Annotated in this window: 16 protein-coding genes; 10 read left to right on the top strand and 6 right to left on the bottom strand. The window is 42.5% G+C overall.

Going from position 1 to position 18,104, the window contains the following annotated elements:
- Nucleotides 1–68: 68 nt before the first annotated feature.
- From CAL7507_RS14690 to CAL7507_RS14675, 4 genes are all read left to right on the top strand, one after another.
- On the top strand, nt 69–1,112 hold the full coding sequence (locus CAL7507_RS14690) for a helix-hairpin-helix domain-containing protein (RefSeq protein WP_015129261.1): 1,044 nt from the start codon (nt 69–71) through the stop codon (nt 1,110–1,112).
- A gap of 174 nt (nt 1,113–1,286) precedes the next feature.
- Complete coding sequence (locus CAL7507_RS14685) at nt 1,287–1,721, top strand: bacterioferritin (RefSeq protein WP_015129260.1); 435 nt, start codon at nt 1,287–1,289, stop codon at nt 1,719–1,721.
- Between the two features lie 189 nt (nt 1,722–1,910).
- Nucleotides 1,911–2,879: an FTR1 family protein gene (locus CAL7507_RS14680; protein ID WP_015129259.1), complete on the top strand. Its 969-nt coding sequence runs from the start codon at nt 1,911–1,913 to the stop codon at nt 2,877–2,879.
- A gap of 77 nt (nt 2,880–2,956) precedes the next feature.
- Nucleotides 2,957–3,190 (top strand): tetratricopeptide repeat protein, encoded by a 234-nt coding sequence (locus tag CAL7507_RS14675; protein WP_015129258.1) that lies wholly within the window; start codon nt 2,957–2,959, stop codon nt 3,188–3,190.
- A 518-nt stretch (nt 3,191–3,708) separates the two neighbouring features.
- On the opposite strand, the gene CAL7507_RS14670 is transcribed toward CAL7507_RS14675, so the two are convergent.
- The 4 genes from CAL7507_RS14670 to CAL7507_RS32735 all read right to left on the bottom strand — a co-directional run bounded on the left by CAL7507_RS14670 (nt 3,709) and on the right by CAL7507_RS32735 (nt 8,257).
- Entirely contained in the window at nt 3,709–4,632 is a 924-nt protein-coding gene (locus CAL7507_RS14670) for an ABC transporter substrate-binding protein (RefSeq protein WP_015129257.1), read from the bottom strand.
- A 491-nt stretch (nt 4,633–5,123) separates the two neighbouring features.
- A complete protein-coding gene (locus CAL7507_RS14665) occupies nt 5,124–5,810 on the bottom strand; it encodes a molybdenum cofactor guanylyltransferase (RefSeq protein WP_015129256.1) in 687 nt (228 codons plus the stop codon).
- An 82-nt stretch (nt 5,811–5,892) separates the two neighbouring features.
- Entirely contained in the window at nt 5,893–7,965 is a 2,073-nt protein-coding gene (locus CAL7507_RS14660; protein WP_015129255.1) for a thioredoxin domain-containing protein, read from the bottom strand.
- Nucleotides 7,966–8,095: 130 nt separating this feature from the next.
- Entirely contained in the window at nt 8,096–8,257 is a 162-nt protein-coding gene (locus tag CAL7507_RS32735) for a hypothetical protein (RefSeq protein ID WP_015129254.1), read from the bottom strand.
- A gap of 508 nt (nt 8,258–8,765) precedes the next feature.
- Between CAL7507_RS32735 and clpP the strand changes: the two genes are divergently transcribed.
- Entirely contained in the window at nt 8,766–9,371 is a 606-nt protein-coding gene (gene clpP / locus CAL7507_RS14655) for an ATP-dependent Clp endopeptidase proteolytic subunit ClpP (RefSeq protein ID WP_015129253.1), read from the top strand.
- Between the two features lie 138 nt (nt 9,372–9,509).
- On the opposite strand, the gene CAL7507_RS14650 is transcribed toward clpP, so the two are convergent.
- Nucleotides 9,510–10,403, bottom strand: coding sequence for a hypothetical protein (locus tag CAL7507_RS14650; protein ID WP_015129252.1), 894 nt, complete (start codon nt 10,401–10,403; stop codon nt 9,510–9,512).
- Nucleotides 10,404–11,391: 988 nt separating this feature from the next.
- On the opposite strand from CAL7507_RS14650, the gene CAL7507_RS14645 reads away from it, so the two are divergent.
- The 3 genes from CAL7507_RS14645 to CAL7507_RS14635 all read left to right on the top strand — a co-directional run bounded on the left by CAL7507_RS14645 (nt 11,392) and on the right by CAL7507_RS14635 (nt 15,223).
- A complete protein-coding gene (locus tag CAL7507_RS14645) occupies nt 11,392–13,746 on the top strand; it encodes a ribonuclease R family protein (protein ID WP_015129251.1) in 2,355 nt (784 codons plus the stop codon).
- A gap of 16 nt (nt 13,747–13,762) precedes the next feature.
- Nucleotides 13,763–14,383 carry a flavin prenyltransferase UbiX gene (locus CAL7507_RS14640; protein ID WP_042341345.1) on the top strand — a complete coding sequence of 207 codons (621 nt, stop codon included), beginning with the start codon at nt 13,763–13,765 and terminating at the stop codon, nt 14,381–14,383.
- 141 nt (nt 14,384–14,524) lie between these two features.
- Complete coding sequence (locus CAL7507_RS14635; RefSeq protein WP_015129249.1) at nt 14,525–15,223, top strand: LapA family protein; 699 nt, start codon at nt 14,525–14,527, stop codon at nt 15,221–15,223.
- Nucleotides 15,224–15,230: 7 nt separating this feature from the next.
- On the opposite strand, the gene CAL7507_RS14630 is transcribed toward CAL7507_RS14635, so the two are convergent.
- Nucleotides 15,231–15,425 carry a hypothetical protein gene (locus CAL7507_RS14630; RefSeq protein ID WP_015129248.1) on the bottom strand — a complete coding sequence of 65 codons (195 nt, stop codon included), beginning with the start codon at nt 15,423–15,425 and terminating at the stop codon, nt 15,231–15,233.
- Nucleotides 15,426–15,889: 464 nt separating this feature from the next.
- Here CAL7507_RS14630 and CAL7507_RS14625 point away from each other — a divergent pair, with 464 nt between their 5' ends.
- Together CAL7507_RS14625 and CAL7507_RS14620 are read left to right on the top strand one after the other, a co-directional pair.
- Entirely contained in the window at nt 15,890–17,509 is a 1,620-nt protein-coding gene (locus CAL7507_RS14625; protein ID WP_015129247.1) for an NB-ARC domain-containing protein, read from the top strand.
- Between the two features lie 6 nt (nt 17,510–17,515).
- Entirely contained in the window at nt 17,516–18,046 is a 531-nt protein-coding gene (locus CAL7507_RS14620) for a shikimate kinase (protein WP_015129246.1), read from the top strand.
- Nucleotides 18,047–18,104 lie beyond the last annotated feature (58 nt).

Genomic DNA, 18,104 nt, shown 5'->3' with positions numbered 1-18,104 from the left:
TCAAACCTACTGCTGATAGTAGCTAGAAGTGTTTTAGTTAATACCTTTAAGTTGTGCTAGGAGCGAAAATGAAATCAATTGGTTATATTTGTTTAACTATTGCTACCGCTGCAATAGTTACTCTCACTAGCTGTAGTAGTACGCCAACCGCCGAGAATCCATCCGCACCAGGAGCGAGTTCTAAACCCCAGGGTACAGAAGCAGTCAGTCAGCAAAGTCACAGTGGTCACGGTGGCAAACCAAAAATTAACATTAACACTGCTATTTTGTCAGAGTTAGATAAGTTTGAAGCCAAGTTAGGAGTCCCAGCATTATCAAACAAAATTCAGGCTAATCGTCCTTATGGTAGTCCAGAGGATTTGGTAACAAAAAAAGTAATTACACAAGAACAGTTTGACCAAATTAAAGACCAAGTATCTATCCAAGAAGTAAAACTTCAAGGTGAAGCCAAAGATGTTGACTATGCAACCAAATTAGGCTTAATGAAAGGGCATCTTTTGGTAGCAAAAGAACTACTGGATCAAAATCAGCCAAAACAAGCAGAACCTCATATAGGACACCCTGTTGAGGAGATTTATGTTGATGTTGAAGAGCAGTTAAATGAGCGCAAAGTTAAAGAATTCAAAACAACTTTAGTGGGTTTACAAGATTTAGTAAAATCTAATCCCAAGAATGCTAAAGTCAAAACTGACTTTGTGGCTTCAGTGCAAGCAGTTGATGGAGCGATCGCCGCTTTACCTACATCTCAACGCTCGAAACCAGGATTTGTGCTGCAGGTGATTAACGGGTTACTAGATGCAGCAAACTCTGAATATGGCGCAGCGATCGCCAATGGCAAAATTGCCGCCGCCATTGAATATCAAGACTCTCGCGGCTTCGTCACCTACGTCAATGAATTATATCAAGGGATTTCTAGCCAAGTATCCCAAGCAGATCCCGAAGCACATAAAGCGATCGAGACTAGTCTAGCTGACTTGACAAAAGTTTGGCCTGCTGCTGTACCACCAGCCAAACCAGTCAAGACACCTGAGGATGTTACCAAGCTGGTGAAAACCATTGAGCAAAACTCTCAAAAAGTAATTGATGAATCCAGCACTAAAGCACAGAAATAGCAATCTGAAGTGATTGGAGGTACAGAGTTAAGAGTAGAAAATGAGTAAGAATTGAAAAGATAGTCAGAGTTAAAAGTAAATATAATTTGAGATTTCAACACCTCAAAGGAGTATAACTTCTAACTTCTAACTAATTACTCATCTCTCGACCTTCATAATTTTAATTAACAACTGATGCAAGACCTTGACCACAAAAAGACCATCGATTTATTGAACGCCATCATGGAATTTGAACTAGCAGGAGTAGTGCGTTATACGCATTATTCCCTGATGGTGACAGGACCAAACCGTATTCCCATTGTGGCTTTCTTCAAAGCGCAAGCCAGCGAGTCTCTACTCCACGCCCAACAAGTAGGAGAAATTCTCACAGGTTTAGAAGGGCATCCCTCCCTCAGAATTGCCCCAATGGAAGAGACTTTCCAGCATTCAGTCAAGGATATATTGGCAGAAAGCTTATCTCATGAAAAGAAAGCACTCGATTTGTATAAAAATCTGCTAGATACGGTCACTAATGCCAGTATTTATCTTGAAGAATTTGCCCGTGGCATGATTGGTCAAGAAGAAATGCATAATCTCGAACTGAAAAAAATGTTACGCGATTTCAGTTAATAGTCAGTATAGCGGTTTTCAGATCAGTGAGGTACAGTTTTCAATTGCAAAGCCTGTAGGGGCGGGGTTTTCCCGCCCTCGATTGTATGGCATCCGAACGAGAACCGCTATAGTCATTAGTCATAAGTCCTTAGTAAATGACAAATGACTAATGACAAATAACAAATGACAAATAACAAATGACAAAAAATGAATTTTAGTACTGCCTTACCTACTTTTGTGATTACACTCCGAGAAGGAGTAGAAGCAGCCCTTGTTGTTGGTATTGTCCTAGCGTTGTTAAAAAAAGCCAAACAATCCCGACTGAATTCTTGGGTATATGCTGGTGTCGTTGTGGGGATTGTTGTCAGTGCGTTGATAGGTATGCTATTCAGCGTCATTATTAAAGCATTAGGGGCAGTGAATCCTCAATATACCTCCGTGGTTGAGCCAGGGTTAGAAGGTATATTTGGCGTGTTAGCCATTGCCATGCTCAGTTGGATGCTAATCTGGATGACTAAACAAGCCAGATTCATGAAAGCTACAGTTGAGGGATCTATTACAGAAGCACTAACACAAAACTCTCATGCTGGCTGGGGCGTTTTTACTTTAATTTTAGTTGCCGTCCTCCGTGAAGGTTTTGAAACTGTTTTATTCGTTGCTGCTAATTTTCAACAAGGGTTTATGCCTGCGTTTGGTGCTATTACTGGGTTAGCAGCAGCAGCAGGTATTGGCATATTGCTATTTAAATGGGGTGTGAAGATTAATCTCCGCCAGTTTTTTCAAGTGATGGGCGCTTTATTAGTATTAATTGTTGCTGGATTGGTAGTTTCAGCATTACAAAATTTTGACGAAGGTTTAGCTAACCTTGCTCTCAGCAGTCGTGCTACAGAAAGTCTTTGTTTCTATTACGAACGCTTTACTAGAGTTCACTCTTGCATTTTGGGGCCAATGGTTTGGAATACTTCCTCAATCTTGCCAGATGAACAGTTCCCCGGCATTATTCTCAAATCTTTGTTTGGCTATAGACAGCACCTCTATCTTGTGCAAGCCGTAGGATACGTTGTATTTTTGCTAACTATTGGATTTACTTATTTCCGCAGTATTAGCGGTGGTTCTCCTGCAACTGGAAATAATATCCGCTCGGCTCGAAAACCAATTAGCCCTATAAAAGATTAAGGTAGTGCTACACAAGTAATGATGCGTTGTAGTAATGGATGAAATACCAAATAGCACCAATGTGATTCTCCAAAGATTTGGAATTTAAACCTGATAAAGACGAAGTTTGGTTCTTTTGGGGGATTGCACTATGGAATTTAGGACGCAATGAAGAAGCGAGCGCCGCCTATGACAAAGCTTTGGAATTTCAACCTGATGATGACAGTGCTATCCATAACAAAGCTTGTTGTTACTCCCTTCAAGGTAATATTGAACAAGCAATTGAAAATCTGCAAATTGCAATTAACTTGAATCCTGAAAAAGCGAAGTAATCCCAACCCCTGCGATTGCTTCGCTTCTCTGCGAGACGCTAACGCTCGCAATGACAACTGGGCATTTTTTTACTTGGAGTACTCTAACTGCTTTATTTCTTTGTGTTGATTATGATCCTGAAAACACAAACTCAAATTAAAAGCGATCGCCTCCTTTGATAAAGCCAAGGATTTCGCGCTTAACTAAACAGCACTGAATTATAGCAGTTTTTGGTCGGATGCAATACAGTAGAGGGCGGGGAAACCCATTAGTGTCAACTTAACGCGAAACCCTTGTCCCGCCTCAGAATGAATTCTGAGTCTAATAACAAAAGTAATCTCAAGATTACTAAAAATTCTCACTTATCCCCAGTTTACTTGAGTAAACTTTGCCTATCAGCCCGGAAATTAATTTCTGGGCGAGTGTAGAAGCGAAAAAATAAGCCATCTGTAGCTTAAGTTGACACGTATAGGGGAAACCCCACCCCCACAGGCTTTGCAATTTAAACCTGTACCTCACTGATCTGAAAACCGCTATATCATTTAGACAAAGCCTGCTTTAAATTTTGGCAAGCTTTTTCAATAGCATCTATACTGCCTGCATTCACAAGACCATAATAGTCAAAAGCATAAACGCGATTATTTTTAGTCGCTTGTAGTTGCTGCCAAAAAGCTTCTTTTTTAAAAGACTCTAAAAGCTCTGTTTCTGAACCACCTTGTGGAGGCTGAACTACAATTATCACCTCTGGATTGGCTTCTAAAACTTTCTCGGCTGAAAGCGTCACGTACCCACCGATGGGGTTATTCCCTTGTAATTCTGCAACTAGATTTTTTGCCTGAAATTTTGTCAGTAAATCCCCAGCCCAACTGTTTTTATTAGGTGCTAAAATTGGTTGACGACTGACCAATACCAGAGTCGAAGGACTTTGAGTTGGCTTATCTGGTAAGAAAGTTTGATAGCGATTTAATAAAGCTTGAGGATCAGCATCAATTAACTTTGCGAGTTTTTTGGTTAGTTCTTCTAGCGATTCCCATTTTTTCACTTGGGTAAGAAAAGTAGAGATTCCTAGCTGCTGGAGTTTTTGAATTGGTTGGTTAGAAAAACCTTCTGCACCGATGACTAAATCTGGTTTTAGCGCGACAATTTTTTCTAAGTTAGGTGGACTTTGACCTTCACTAACACGAGGAATATCTTTAAATTTTGGATCATCCTTAAATAATCGACTACCACTAATACCCACGAGTTTAGTTTGATCAAGTTGAGAGATAATATCAGCAGAAAGTGAAGAAAGCGCGACAACTCTTTTAGCCGATTCTTTTGGTGTCTGCTGAGAGTTTATCTTAGACGACTCATTACTATTTGCTATTTTTGACTGTGGCTGTTGAGTAGTTGCAGTAGTACAAGCAACTAAAAAAATACTCAATAAAAGTGTGAAAGCAGATAATATCCAACGACGATACATACTAAAATTCCTTCATGGTTGGGGATGTTAGGAGAGTAGAGGCAAAAATTTGCGCCTCTGCAAAAGATTTTGAGATGAAATGACCGATATTGTGGTATGAGGGCGTAATTATATATAGAGTAATTGTTTTTCAGGGAAGATATAAAAAAGGCGAGTAAAAACACAAATCAAAATCCTTCAGGGAATATCTAACTGTGCTTCTCGCCTAGAACTATACAAGGTTTATTGAGAATTATTTATTTAATATAGGTTAATTTACTCATAAAGTATTGTTTACTGCATAACAAATATTCAGATATTCCCGATTTCTATTGTTAATATTCCATGACTGAAATCAGAATGGATAAAGTATTAGGACTAGCCCTTTCAAGGTGACAAACGAAGATACGTTGTTTTAGTGTATTGCTAGTTAAAATAATATTTTTCACACATATTATGTGCTTTTTGACAATAGGCATGAAAAATATTTCTGATATTGAGGTTAGCTAAAGTTAGTTCATTGCTAAATCTTCTGGTGTGTTGCAGTTAAACAGCATTTCTGGTTCTAGCAACGGCAAAACTTGTACAGGATGTTGCTTTAACCACTGCTGAAACGATCGCCCCCCTTGATTGATAAACTCTAAAAGTTGGGGTAAGCAGCGCTGGCGATAGAAACCACACAGGGGTTCCCATCCTTTAGTATTATGAGCCAAAGCAGCGATCGCGTCCTTGCGTGCCGTTGGCGGAGCCTCTCGTACCCCTACGGGGAAGCAAGCTACGCGTAGCGTCTCCGACAGGAGAAGAGAAGGTATCGCTTCTTCTTCCACGCTATCTAGTCCAGCTATCCATTCTCGCAGAACTTCCACCCGCAACTTTGGTAAATCACAAGCTAGCAGCAGCACCCATTCTGTTTGTACTTTCGCTAGTCCTTGAGCAAACCCTACCAGTGGCCCTTGAGAAGGGGGAGATGAGGGAGAAAAAGGTATTTCTTGGATAAATTGGCAACGAGGTAAAATTAGGTGTTGATAGCGTTCTGGCCAGGGAGTGACTACATAAACTTTATCGGTGACAGCTTCAGCAATGCTACAAACCCGCTGTAATAATGGCACTCCTTGAATGGGAATCAGCGCTTTATCCCTTCCCATGCGAGAACTTTTACCACCAGCTAAGATAATGGTTGTTAATTTGTCATTGGTCATTGGTTATTTGTCAAGAGTCATTTAGTTATTACTCCCTCATACCCAATCCCCAGTCGCCAATACCCAGTCCCCAATCCCTTACTCACGCTCTAGTTTGACTTTGCTGCACTTGCTGTAATAAATGCTCTACACTTTCTGCAGGTGCTAGACATTTTAAACCTTGGCATACTAAGCCGATACTGCCTTCTGGTAAATTAGCCACAATGGTAAACATGGCAGATGGTAGATATTGGGGGATGAGAGGGTTAATTTGCTCAGTGGTGCTGCAAATTAAGGTGCAGTTACGATACCAATCCAAAGCTGTAAATAAACTGGGACAAGCTTGAGGGGAGCGACTCATGACAGTTTTAAAAGCTTTTAACCCTTGTTCAGCTAAATCTAAATAATGTAAATTGTCAGTGAGTAAGGTGAGACGGACAAGATTAGCGATCGCTACTCCGTTAGCTGATGGTGTAGCATTATCTGCATAACTGCGTTCCCGCACGATTAAATCTTGACTAGCATCAATTGAGGCGTTGTAGTAGCCACCTAATTCTACACTCCAAAGATATGCGTCAAATTCATCTTGGAGAGCGATCGCTTTTTCTAACCAAAATGAGGCAGACTCATTGCCGATTAAGAGCGTAGCTTGGTGTAAATCTAGCAGCGCTTTAATAAACAAAGCGTAATCTTCAGATTGAGCTAGAACATTTGGTTGACCTACATAATTCAGTCTGTGAAAGCGCCCATCTACAAACTGATTATCCCAGATGAAATTTGCTGCCCTTGCAGCTATTTGCAAGTATAACGGCTGTTGAAATACCCCAGATGCCCTGGCTAACCCAGAAATCATCAAGCTATTCCAGGCGACAATCATCTTTGTGTCCGTCACCGAGGGAATGCGTCCCGGCCAATTGTTGGTTTTGGCTTCCTGATTGTTGCTGGCTGGAGGAAAAGTATCAAGTGATTCAGGCGTTATACCGTAACGAGCCTTAAATAACTTACCCAAAGCTTTTTCTAGGGTTTTGCTCAACTCTCCTGAGTGTAGCCTTTGTAGCACATTCTTACTTTCAAAGTTACCATGAGGCGTAACTGTAAACTGCTGCTGTAATTCTGTTAGTTCTTCGGGAGTGAGCAATTTTGCGAGTTCGCTGTAAGTCCAGACGTAAAAAGCGCCTTCCTCTGGTTCTACTGCAGTGGGGTTAATAAAACTATCGGCATCTTGAGCCGCATAGAAATAACCTGCTGGTGCAGTCATTTCCCGCTGCAGCCATTCTACAGTTTTAGCGATCGCCCTTGCAAACGCCGGCTCTTGAACTCCTGCACTCCATAAATTCGCCAGATACTCGACAATTTGCCCATTGTCGTAGAGCATCTTTTCAAAGTGGGGAACTGTCCACGTGGGATCAACAGTGTAGCGATGAAAGCCTCCCCCCACATGATCATAAATTCCACCCAAGGCTAAATCTAGTCCCCGTTGCTGACAAATTTGTTTGCCATCATAGTGGGATGCAAAATTGAACCGGGTTCCCCGGAGTGCTAATTCTGCATAGGGAATCATCGGAAAACTATTACCCTGTTGATGAGGAGTAATAACACCCGTGCAAGTTTCCCAACCTTGGCGGAGTAATTCATTTTCCTGTATATCTTGTGTGCTGCCATCTTGCAATACCGCAGAGGTGAGGAGCGATTCCACAATCACTGCTTTGCGTTGACGCAAGTCCTCCGTTTCTGTATCGTAATAGCGGCGAATCGCTTGCAGCACTTGCAAAAATCCAGGACGACCGTAGCGCGGCTCCAAAGGGAAATAAGTCCCCGCGTAAAATGGCACTAAATCTTCTGGTGAAAGAAAGACATTTAAAGGCCAACCCCCTTGACCATTCATCATCTGCAAAGCCTGCATGTAAATGCTATCGAGGTCTGGCCTTTCTTCCCGGTCTACCTTGATGGGCAAGAAATTAGTATTCATGTACTGAGCGATCGCTAAATCAGAAAAAGCCTCGCCCTCCATGACAGTACACCAATGGCAACTAGAATAACCAATAGACAGAAAAATCGGCTTATTATCGGCCTTTGCAGTTGCGAGTGCTTCATCACACCAAGACCACCAATCAATCGGGTTTTCAGCGTGTTTGCGGAGATAGAGACTCTGAGCTTTAGCAAGGCGATTAGTCATGATTCAAATACAGGTAGTTGCCTTCTTTGTTCAGTTGTCAGTTATCAGTTACTTGTACTGAGCGTAGTCGAAGTATCAGTTATCAAAATAACTGTTCACTGTTCACTGTTTACTGTTCACTGATTTAACGTTACCGCAAATAAGAAAACAGCGAACTGACTACTGGTGCTGGCATTTCCGACGCAGGTGTTGCGGACTTAGTCTCAACTCTAACATTAGCATTAGGGCTAAGTCCTGCGATGAGTTGGAGCAAGAAGGTAATAATGGCGGCTTGCACAAGTTTTTCTAGCATGGCAGGTCTCCCTATCCGACAAAAGCATTTCCAGTAGAATTGGTTACTCTAACTACACCTCTTATCTATTAATTTCCCGGTTTTGGGGAAAATAACCGGTAAATTGCCCAAAGCAATCATAAAAAAATGTGGAAAAAGTTACCAACAGCGAAAACAAACCACGAGCAAAGGGAACAGGGAACGAAATTTCTTAATTCCGCAAATATTTTCAACACCTTAGTGCTGACGATAACCCCTCGACATTAACGCCATAGATGATTAAACTGAAGGGTTGATGCGTGCTAGCGGTTTGTGAATATGGTTCTCTAGACACCTAGCACTCTCAAAAAGTGCCCGTAACAATATGTGCCGTCTGAATTAGGGTCTGACCATTAAAATAATCCCTAGTCCCCAATCCCCAATCCCCAATCCCCAATCCCCAATCCCCAATCCCCAATCCCCAATCCCTATTCCCCAATTATCTGCTGCGATCGATAAAATAGATGTTAAATAGCTACAAGCAGGCTACATGATTCCTATAGTCATTGAACAATCAGGTCGCGGCGAACGCGCCTTCGACATCTACTCACGGCTGTTACGTGAGCGCATTATCTTTTTAGGACAACAGGTTGATAACTCCATAGCGAACTTGATTGTTGCCCAACTGCTGTTTTTGGATGCTGACGACTCGGAGAAAGACATTTATCTGTATATCAATTCTCCCGGTGGTTCAGTCACAGCCGGCATGGGCATATTTGACACTATGAAGCACATTCGCCCTGATGTCTGTACTATTTGTACCGGATTAGCAGCTAGTATGGGCGCTTTCCTCCTCAGCGCTGGCGCTAAAGGTAAGCGGATGAGTCTACCCCACTCTCGAATTATGATTCATCAACCTTTAGGTGGCGCTCAAGGACAAGCAACTGATATTGAAATTCAGGCGCGGGAAATTCTCTACCACAAAAAGCGGCTCAATGACTATTTAGCTGAACACACCGGTCAGCCAATTGAGCGGATTGCTGAAGATACCGAACGCGACTTCTTCATGTCGCCAGAGGAAGCTAGAGAATATGGCTTAATTGACCAAGTGATTGACCGTCACGCAGCTGGTAGTCGTCCGGTTGCTGTTGTTTAGTTAAGAGTCCAGGGTCAAGGGTCAAGGGTCAAAGGTTAAGAGTCCAGGGTCAAAAGTCCAGGGTCAAAGGTCAGGACTTAATATAATTTTGACTCCTGACTCTTGACTCCTGACTCTTGACTCTTGACTCCTGACCAATCAAAAACCCGTTAACGGATCTATGGGCGTAGGCTGAGATTCCAGGTATTTGAGGAAACCGTACAGTTCATCTTCGGTAAGTAAGGTACGTCCTCGCTTACCGTAGGTTTTAATTAGGTGTTCCCGTCCCTGTTCTGGTGTCCACCCTAAACGCTGAAGTTCAACATCGGTTTTAGCAATGACATCAGACAAATCCACGGGTGTACTCTTCTTCTTTTTCTTACTGGTTCCTGTAGGCGTATCTACATCCTCGGAGGAACTATAATTGCGGGGCGTAAACGGTGTGACATTACTAGCAGTCATTCCTAGTGACAATTGAGTTTCCGGCTCGTTACCAGAATTAATGCCTATAGTTTCAACTGGGTTATCAAATTGGGGTTTTCGGTCGGGATACAAAGAAAGCGGCTGACTAAAATCCTGGCTGTAGTTATCGTTTTGACTGGTGCTGTGTGTTTCAATAACCTTTTTTTCTGGCTCAACTATTACTGGTTCAGGTTTAATGTTTTTTCCACTGAAGGGTGGTACAGATGCTTCTTGACTACTGGCCGCTGGCCAATTATCACTGACAAAATCACCATTTTTGGCTGAAGAATAGGCAGACTCATTTAATCCACTTCCTGTATTTAAAGCAGGGTTGATCTGCACCTGGGATATTGGTTTGGGAGAAAATGTTACAGTCTCTCCTGGGGCATTTCCTATACCCAAAATCATCAAAGCTCTACTTCTAGCTAGGTCTTCTGCTACTTCCACTGTTTCTGCTGCTGCCATACCAGTAGCACGGGTTACATTTTCGATTTGTACACTGACACGGACAATATATTTACCTTGAAAAATTTGTACTAATTCAGAAATAATACTGCCGTTGGGATACAAGCTCTGGAATTGAGCCAACATATTACTGCCACCTACTTAAATCTGTTGAATCAGGGTTATGGGGTATGGGGCATGGGGGAGCCACTGCGGTGGACGGGTTTCCCGGCATATAGCAAGTGGCGTCATAGGAAATGGTTAAATTTATTCTCTCTTGCTTCCTGCTCCCCTGCTATCTCAATATGCATTCTTATATGTGTGACAGCTGATCCACTCCCTGCTCCTGTGTTTTGATTGTAGCAGTAGCTCTTTTGGGAGGGAATTTTGGCTACTGCTGATTAACTCTGAGTAGTCTCGCCTTCAATGCTATACTGATTACCCAAATCGATATCCAGAACTATTTTCTGGGAGTGTGCGCTAAATCTACAATAATAAGGATAAGGTTCGCCCTCACTGCTTGCTCTGCTGCTACCTAATTGTTACCGATTCTACATGTGGGAAAATTGGGTTTATCGGCAGTTTCTCCTAGTTAAATATCAGAGGCTAATAGCGTAAAAGTACCTTCAGTCTAGACAATCAAACACCTGTTTCCCCTACATAGCGTTTTTGGGCAGCGTAGAGAGTTCTACTAAACAAGCCTCTCAAAAACCCTTCGCGTAATTAATCTGTTGGGGAAAAACCTAACTCAGGCGTACTTTTGAAGTTTGACTAGATTCAAGAACTTTAACGCAGGCTAACTCTGAGATTGTCGTGCAGTGAGAAGTTTGTAGACGCGTCTGTGGCTACTCTTGGCTTGACAACGCTACTGTGTAGCTTGCTTAAGCGTAGGGTAAGAGTTCTGCTTTGCAGTACGAGAACGCCTCAAGGCGAACCCGTAGGGTGAGTCAGCTTTTTACCCTGGGACTTTCGGAGGCTCTGCTTCATGGCATTTAGTTTCTAGCTAGTGTCTGTAGTCCGTGAGGGTGTATACCAAAGAACCAGATTAAGCAACGCACAATTTTTTCAATGGGGGAAACCCCGGCACACAAGTGTCTTCAAAAAATGATGTTTTGACCAAAGGTCGGTTCACTGCATGGAATTTTCAATCGCTACACTCCTTGCCAATTTCACCGATGATAAATTGGTAGCTCGTAAAGTTTTGGAAAAGAAACTTGGTTGCGAGGATGAAATTAGTTTACAAAAGCTTCACATTGCGTTGGATGTGCTGGAGACGATCGGGATTTTGGTGAAAGAACGTGGTAAGTATCGCCGCGTTTCGGAAGAAGGACTGATCGAAGCAAAACTGCGCTGTTCCAGTAAAGGCTTTTGCTTTGCTATTCAAGATGTAGAAGGAGCCGAGGATATTTACATCCGTGAGAGCCATTTGAGTAATGCTTGGAATGGCGATCGCGTTTTGGTAAGAGTCCTCAAAGAAGGTAGCCGTCGTCGCTCTCCTGAAGGCGAAGTCAAGCTAATTCTGGAACGCTCCAATCACACCTTATTGGCCCGAATTAAACAAGTAGAGGCAGGCTTTCGGGCAGTGCCTTTAGATGATCGATTGCTGTTTGAACTCAAACTGCAAGCCAACACCTTGAAATTGGATGAAGCGATCGATCACTTAGCCCATGTAGAAGTTCTCCGTTACCCCCTAGCACAATATCCCCCAGTGGGTCGTGTGGTACAAATCCTCGGCAGTGATGCAGAAGCTGCTGCTGATATAGATTTGGTAACATGTAAACATGATTTATCACGTAATTTCCCGGATTCAGTGCTAGAAGCGGCCGCCAAGTTGCCCAAAAGGCTTTTAAAAGCAGACCTTAAGAGTAAATTGGATTTGCGTAATGTGTTTACCCTCACCATTGAAGGTGTAAACGGTAACTCCAAGTTGGTGGAAAATGCCTTTAGCTTGGAAAAAACCGCCGCCGGATATTGGCGTTTAGGATTTCACATTACCGATGTTTCTCACTATATTCAACCTGATGAAGCCTTAGACCGGGAAGCTTTCAAAAGAGGTAAGTCGGTTTATCTGGGAGAGTTAGTGCTACCGATGTTGCCAGACACTGTAGCCGATCGCTGTTCTTTAGCAGTGGGAAGCGATCGCTTAACCCTCTCGTTCTTGATTACCTTTGATCCCCAATCAGGAGAAGTGGAGGAATGGGAAGTACAACCCAGCGTCATCAACGTAGATACCGCCCTCAATAAACAACAAGCCCAAGCCATTCTCACAGGTCAATCGACAAATGAATCCGACCAGGTAATTCAGATATTGCAAGACCTGGAAAAATTACGCAAAATAGTGAAACAGGTGCGTTTGGGTCGTGGTAGCTTGCAGCTAAATCTGCCACCTAGCCAAAACCCTTACTATGATGAGGGGATTTTGGGGGCTGTGGTGGTGAATGATGTGCCTGTACGTTCTCTGCTGACAGAGTTTGTGCTATTAGTCAATCAACTAATAGCTAGCCACTTCAGCGCGTTGGGAGTCCCGGCTATTTGGCGAGTCCAAGGCACACCCGATGCTGAAGATGTCCAAGAAATGCTGAAATTGGCGATCAATTTGGGTGTGGAACTGGCACTCGACGCTGATGTAGATATCCAACCCCTAGATTATCAACACTTGACCAGGGCTTTCGGCGAATCTCCATCCGAGCAAGTCCTCACCTACTTGTTGCAAGATACCCTCAAGCCATCTGTATACAGCACCACCAAAGGCTCTCACTTTGGATTGTCACTACCGCAATATATCCACTTCTGTTCTCCTTTGCGGCGGTATCCAGATTTGCTCTTGCAAAGAGTGTACTATGCCCTGATTGAACAAGGACGCGATCGCCGCAACACTAGAGTCCGAGAACGTGTTAACTTGCGTCATTCTTCTTGCCATGATGAAATTAACTGGAATGTCCTCGCCCCAGAATTGCAGCAGGAACTGCAAAGCGATTTGACACGGGTAATTATCCAGATTAATGATCGGGAAAAAGAAGTCCAAGAAGCAGAAGCCGATTTAGCTGGACTGCAAAAAGCCCAACTAATGAAACAGCGTATCGGTCAAGTGTTTCAAGGCGTGATTACTGGTGTGCAATCTTACGGTTTCTTTGTCGAAATTGAAGTACCAGCCGCCGAGTTTGAAATCAGTGGTAATCCGGGTATACCTTTACGGGTAGAAGGGTTGGTACATGTCAGTTCTCTCAAAGATGATTGGTATGAATATCGCGCCAGACAACAAGCACTGTTTGGCCGGAAAAATCGCGCTTCTTATCGATTAGGCGATCGCGTCGCCGTCCAAGTTAAAAGTGTCGATTACTACCGCCAGCAAATCGATTTGGTGACTGTTGGTAGTGACGGCATCCCTAAAAACTTAGACGCCAACAACTCTCACGACGATTTATCAGGCATCTACTTAGCAAACGGGATTGATCCTGGCGACCTAGATCCTTATGACGAGGACGAGTAAATTCCATGATATAAAAGTGTCAAATAATACAAAACCCCTTATTTTAGGTATATCAGGTGCATCTGGTCTAATTTACGCTGTGCGCGCACTCAAATTTCTCTTAGCCGCAGACTATGAGATTGAACTAGTTGCCTCCAAATCAACCTACATGGTTTGGCAAGCAGAGCAGAACGTCCGGATGCCACCAGAACCCCTACAACAAGAGCAATTCTGGCGAGAGCAAGCCGGAGTTGCACTTTCAGGTAAACTCCGTTGTCATCCTTGGAGTGATGTGGGAGCCAATATTGCTAGCGGCTCCTTTCGCACCTTGGGGATGATTGTCATGCCATGCAGTATGAGTACTGTCGCCAAATTATCAGTAGGCTGGAGTTCTGACCTACTAGAAAGGGCTGCGGATGTCCAACTCAAAGAAGGTCGAAAGCTGGTAATTGTCCCCCGTGAAACTCCTTTTAGTCTGATTCACCTGCGTAACCTAACTGCTTTGGCAGAAGCTGGCGTGAGAGTTGTCCCCGCCATTCCTGGTTGGTATCACCACCCCCAAACCATCGAGGATTTAGTAGATTTTGTTGTAGCCCGTGTTTTAGATCAACTGGATATTGACTGCATTCCCATTCAGCGATGGCAAGGTCGTCGTTAAAGCCCTCTCAAGGTAGACTTGTGCGAAAAAGGTAATGATAGAGATGGCTCATAGTGTTAGTTGTCAGTGGTTAGTGAGCAGTCATCAAACTGACCATTGATAACTGATAACTGATAACTGATAACTGACAACTGACAAAATATGGCTGTAATTCGCTTAATTCTTTTGGTAGCAGTATTGGGAGGACTAACACTCTTATTAGCTCAAAATTGGTCCCCCCTTCTATCACTAAATTTTCTGGGTATACAGACTCAACCTTTACCACTGGCTATATGGATGTTATTTAGCACCGCTGCTGGTGCTTTTACATCTGTCTTCATCACTACTTTGTTTAAATTATCAAATTATTTTGTGGGGACACAACGCCAAAACCGCTTCAAATCAACAGCGACTCCACCGCGTACTAACACAACTCGTAGAGAAGAACCTACACCTGCTGCTCCTAGTCCACCACCAGCTAGTAAAAAAGAGTACAGTTCCAGTGAGGCATTCGATGACTGGAATACAGATAGCAGCAATGATGATTGGGACTTTGAGCCAAAGCCACAAGAAACATCAACCCCTAAACAATCAGCACAAGAGTTTCCCGATTCTCAAACTTACGAACGTCAACAAGAACCTAAAAGCTCTTCTGGGTCTGGTTCAGTTTACTCCTACAACTACCGTGAACCCAAAAATACTGCTGTCGGCAAAACTGAATCAATTTATGATGCTGATTACCGAGTAATTATCCCTCCTTACCAACCACCGACTAATAATCAAGCTGATGAAGATGATGATTGGGGATTTTTTAACGACGAGGAAGATTCTGAAGATGAGGATAAACGCTCTCGTCGGTGAGTCTCACCTACTTGACGCTACACTGCTCGCGCGACTCCTGCTTCACCTTACCGTTCATCGCAGCTTCCTGTAAGGTCATAAAAGCATTCAAATCTTCCAAGTCATAGCGAGTAGTCAGCAGATGTCGTAATTGGTTTTCTGCTTCGACAGTCAAGTAGCCGGTGGCTAAAGCTTTTTGCACAACGTCACGAATTCGAGCCATAGTGGACACCTCATTCATACCCTATTGATTGATCTGGACTAATTCATCTGATATCTACAGTTGTTTTTGTGGCTAAACCGTAAAGTTGGTAAAACTTTTTTGTACAATGATGAGAAAATGAGTCACTATTTACACCTTTCTCTACTAAATTTAGGGTCTAGTGCTGGCAATTACTAAATCCTAGAATCATTGTTGAGTAGTCCTAAAAACACAGTATTATGTAAAACTAAAAATCCCTCACTAGCGATATTTGTCTTGATCTTTGTTGACAGGATTTGTTCACTTAAAGTTTCAAAGAAATTTTATTAAATTCCTGTTAAGCATAACGATACCTAAGTAATAACTGCCAAGTCACCTAACGAAAGTTATTAAATTCGTTAGAAATTCATCTTTAATTTATTCTGATTTCATAGAAGAATCGTTAATATATTGCCTTAGTTACTTTAAATACATCAAAAACGCTAATGCCATCAGCTGATTCTCATCAAATAGAAGATGAATTTATAGAAGCTAAAAAAAGTTGGGAGTTAGAAAAGTTATACGTAGATTTGGCATCAGCAAAAGGAAAAGCTCTGACACCCGTAGAAAAGAAATTCCTGAGGGGTTTACTTTGTGGTTGTAGTCCGGCAGAGATTGCGAAGATAGTTTATCAAAGTCCAAGTAGCAGTACTGTGAGAGTTTACTTGTCTAATGGACTATATAAATATATAGAGGAAATGCTGAGTAATCAAGCAGGATACTCAGTTAAGGTGAAAAATTGGAGTCGTGTGACTCATTTGTTAGAAAAAGCCGGGTATAAAAAGGGTTGGTTTCAATTACCACCAGTGATTAGTTCTGTCACTACTAACAAAGAAGAAGAGACTGATTTAGCAGAACATGAAGTAGCTAAAATCAGGGATTGGGGTGAAGCAATTGATGTCAGTGTGTTCTATGGACGGATGCAAGAACTGATTCTAGTTGAAAAATGGATTGTGCAAGAACGCTGTCGGTTAATAGGCATTTTGGGCATGAGTGGGATTGGTAAAACTGCTTTTTCTGTCAAGTTGTCAGCAGAAGTTCAAGAGCAGTTTGAATGTGTGATTTGGCGATCGCTACGTTTTGCCCCTCCTCTAGATGTACTTCTACATCAATTGCTACAAATTTTATATCCATCGCTAGATATAAATATTGCCAAAACGGTGACAGGACGAATTTCGCAACTAATTGATTATTTGCGCTCTTCACGTTGTCTGCTGGTATTAGATGATGTTGACTCGCTTCTAGACAATGGTTATACGACACCAGAAAATCCGGAAATATCAAACAGTAACCCAGGTATAAAAAATGGTTCTGCCTACTTTATTTCTCAAATTCGCTACCGTCAGGGTTATGAAGGTTATGGTGAGCTAATTAGGCGTTTGGGAGACTCGCAACATCAAAGCTGTGTAGTATTTACCAGTCGAGAAAAACCTCAAGAACTTTCTGTCCTCGAAGGAGAAACGCTACCTGTCCGCTCTCTGAAATTGACTGGTTTAAATCAAGCAGATAGCATCTTAATTTTGAATGCTAAAGGCTTGACTAACCAATCAGAGGCGGAATTTAGGGTGTTATTAGACTGGTATGCAGGGAACCCGTTATTTTTGAAATTAGTAGCGACGGCGATTCAAGAATTATTTGGTGGCAATCTGTCTGAGTTTATCAAACAAGGGACTGTCGTTTTTGGGGACATTCGCGCCGTTTTAGACGAGCAGTTTAATCGCTTGTCTCAGTTAGAAAAACACATGATGTATTGGCTGGCGCTCAATCAAGATTTTATTTCGGTGCGGAATTTGCCGAAGGATATTATACCAGGGATATCGCCACGAATGTCCCAAAGATTAATCTTAGAAGCTATAGAATTATTGCAAAGGCGATCGCTCATTCAAAGACAAGCATTCAAATTTTCGCAAACTCCAGTTTTAATGGAGTATGTCATTGAGCGTTTAATTGAAGAAAATTTTAAATTAAATGAAGAGAAAGATGCCCACTTATTCATGAGCCATACACTTTTTGAAGCACACCTGAAAAATCATATCAGAGAAAGTCGTCTCAATACGGAGATTTAGAGTAGAGTGAGTAGCTTATTAAAAGGAGTCAATTTATACCTAATTGGGATGATGGGCACTGGTAAGACAACGATAGGACGTTTACTTGCCCAGCAACTAAGTTATGGGTTTGTGGATACTGATAGTATCGTTGTGCAAGCAGCGGGAAAATCTATCAATCAAATATTTGCAGAATTAGGGGAAGCAGCATTCCGCCAGTTGGAAAGCGATGTTCTGGCACAAGTCTGTGCCTATACTAAGTTGACAATTGCTACTGGTGGCGGGATCATTTTGCAAAGAGAAAACTGGGGTTATTTGCACCACGGTTTGATTGTGTGGCTAGATGCGCCAGTAGAATTACTTTACACCCGCCTGCTAGAAGATACTACCAGACCACTCTTGCAAGATGTTGACCCTAAAGGTAGATTGCGATCGCTTCTCGAACAACGAACACCACTTTACTCCCAAGCTGATTTGCGAATCCCTATCAGCGAGGAAGAAACGCCAGAACAAATTGCCACGAGAGTCATCGAAACAATCCCTAGTGTCCTCAAGTAAAATTACTTGTGGTGGCTGATAACTGATAACTGATAACTGTTCGCTGATTTAATCAGTT

The sequence above is a fragment of the Calothrix sp. PCC 7507 genome, from assembly GCF_000316575.1.
GTDB lineage: Bacteria > Cyanobacteriota > Cyanobacteriia > Cyanobacteriales > Nostocaceae > Fortiea.
This window is presented reverse-complemented; position numbering and strand designations above follow the sequence as displayed.

Bases quoted from the DNA above. Each gene is read 5' to 3' on its own strand.
- CAL7507_RS14660 (WP_015129255.1), bottom strand. From the start codon at position 7,965: ATGACTAATCGCCTTGCTAAAGCTCAGAGTCTCTATCTCCGCAAACAC.
- CAL7507_RS14680 (WP_015129259.1), top strand. From the start codon at position 1,911: ATGAATTTTAGTACTGCCTTACCTACTTTTGTGATTACACTCCGAGAA.
- CAL7507_RS32735 (WP_015129254.1), bottom strand. From the start codon at position 8,257: ATGCTAGAAAAACTTGTGCAAGCCGCCATTATTACCTTCTTGCTCCAA.
- CAL7507_RS14670 (WP_015129257.1), bottom strand. From the start codon at position 4,632: ATGTATCGTCGTTGGATATTATCTGCTTTCACACTTTTATTGAGTATT.
- CAL7507_RS14685 (WP_015129260.1), top strand. From the start codon at position 1,287: ATGCAAGACCTTGACCACAAAAAGACCATCGATTTATTGAACGCCATC.
- CAL7507_RS14665 (WP_015129256.1), bottom strand. From the start codon at position 5,810: ATGACCAATGACAAATTAACAACCATTATCTTAGCTGGTGGTAAAAGT.
- CAL7507_RS14630 (WP_015129248.1), bottom strand. From the start codon at position 15,425: ATGGCTCGAATTCGTGACGTTGTGCAAAAAGCTTTAGCCACCGGCTAC.
- CAL7507_RS14645 (WP_015129251.1), top strand. From the start codon at position 11,392: ATGGAATTTTCAATCGCTACACTCCTTGCCAATTTCACCGATGATAAA.
- CAL7507_RS14635 (WP_015129249.1), top strand. From the start codon at position 14,525: ATGGCTGTAATTCGCTTAATTCTTTTGGTAGCAGTATTGGGAGGACTA.
- CAL7507_RS14690 (WP_015129261.1), top strand. From the start codon at position 69: ATGAAATCAATTGGTTATATTTGTTTAACTATTGCTACCGCTGCAATA.
- CAL7507_RS14650 (WP_015129252.1), bottom strand. From the start codon at position 10,403: ATGTTGGCTCAATTCCAGAGCTTGTATCCCAACGGCAGTATTATTTCT.
- CAL7507_RS14625 (WP_015129247.1), top strand. From the start codon at position 15,890: ATGCCATCAGCTGATTCTCATCAAATAGAAGATGAATTTATAGAAGCT.
- clpP (WP_015129253.1), top strand. From the start codon at position 8,766: ATGATTCCTATAGTCATTGAACAATCAGGTCGCGGCGAACGCGCCTTC.